Origin of the sequence: Streptomyces durbertensis (assembly GCF_014156695.1) — a bacterium.
Taxonomy (GTDB): Bacteria; Actinomycetota; Actinomycetes; order Streptomycetales; family Streptomycetaceae; genus Streptomyces; species Streptomyces durbertensis.
The window spans coordinates 1-1,187 of sequence record NZ_WMLF01000796.1 but is presented as its reverse complement, the minus strand read 5'-3'; the positions used below and the strand labels follow the sequence as shown (position 1 = coordinate 1,187).

Annotated in this window: 1 protein-coding gene; it reads right to left on the bottom strand. The window is 73.0% G+C overall.

What is annotated here, in order from left to right:
- Positions 1-25: 25 nt before the first annotated feature.
- Positions 26-1,129: a quaternary amine ABC transporter ATP-binding protein gene (locus GL263_RS26880; protein ID WP_182858331.1), complete on the bottom strand. Its 1,104-nt coding sequence runs from the start codon at positions 1,127-1,129 to the stop codon at positions 26-28.
- Between the last annotated feature and the right edge of the window lie 58 nt (positions 1,130-1,187).

The window sequence follows — 1,187 nt, the reverse complement described above, 5'->3', positions numbered from 1 at the left end:
GGGGTGAGGGTGCCGGGGGCGGCGCTCATACGGCCACCACCTCCCGTTCCTCGGGGCGGCCGTCGAGTCCGGCGACGACGGCCAGCAGCCGGTCGCGGTCGACGACGCCGACCGTGCGGCCGTCCTCGACGACGCGGACGTGCTCGCCGGTCCTGGCGACGGCCTCGATGGCGTCGGCGACGACGGTGTCGGCGGGCAGGACCACACCCGTGTCGGCCTCGCCGGCGGTGGGCGGCCGCATCGCGCGGCGCACGGTGACGACCTGTTCGCGGGGCACGTCGCGGACGAAGTCGCGGACGTAGTCGTCGGCGGGCGTGGTGACGATCTCCTCGGGTGTGCCGAGCTGCACGATCCGGCCGTCGCGCATGAGGGCGATGCGGTCGCCGAGGCGCAGTGCCTCGGAGAGATCGTGGGTGATGAAGACCATCGTGCGGCCCTCCTCGCGGTGGAGCCGGATGACCTCCTCCTGCATGTCGCGGCGGATCAGCGGGTCGAGCGCGCTGAACGGCTCGTCGAAGAGCAGTACTTCGGGGTCGGTGGCGAGCGCCCGGGCGAGGCCGACGCGCTGCTGCTGGCCGCCGGAGAGCTGTGCGGGGCGGCGTTCGCCGAGGCCGGTGAGGCCGACCTTGTCGACCATGCGGGCGGCGACCTCGCGGCGGACGGCCTTCTTCACGCCCTGGATCTCCAGGCCGTAGGCGACGTTGTCGAGGACGGTGCGGTGCGGCAGCAGGCCGAAGTGCTGGAAGACCATCGCGGCGCGGTGGCGGCGGAGTTCGCGGAGCCGTTCGCGGTCCATGGCGAGCACGTCCTCGCCGTCGATGCGCAGTTCGCCGCTGGTGGGCTCGATGAGCCGGGTGAGGCAGCGTACGAGGGTGGACTTGCCGGAGCCGGAGAGGCCCATGACCACAAAGACCTCACCGCGGCGGACGTCGAAGGAGACGTCCCGGACGGCGGCGGTGCAGCCGGTGCGGGCGCGGAGTTCGGCGGCGTCGAGCGAGGCCAGCGACTCGTCGCCGGGTATGCGGTGGGCCTTCGGGCCGAAGACCTTCCACAGGTGGGACACGGAGAAGACGGGTTCGTTCTCCGGCTGGGCTTCCGGTGTGCGCGGGGTGCTCCGCTGCTCGGCCATCAGGCGACTCCTTCCGCCGACGGCGCCGCCGGACTGGGGTGGGTGACTGGGGTGGAGG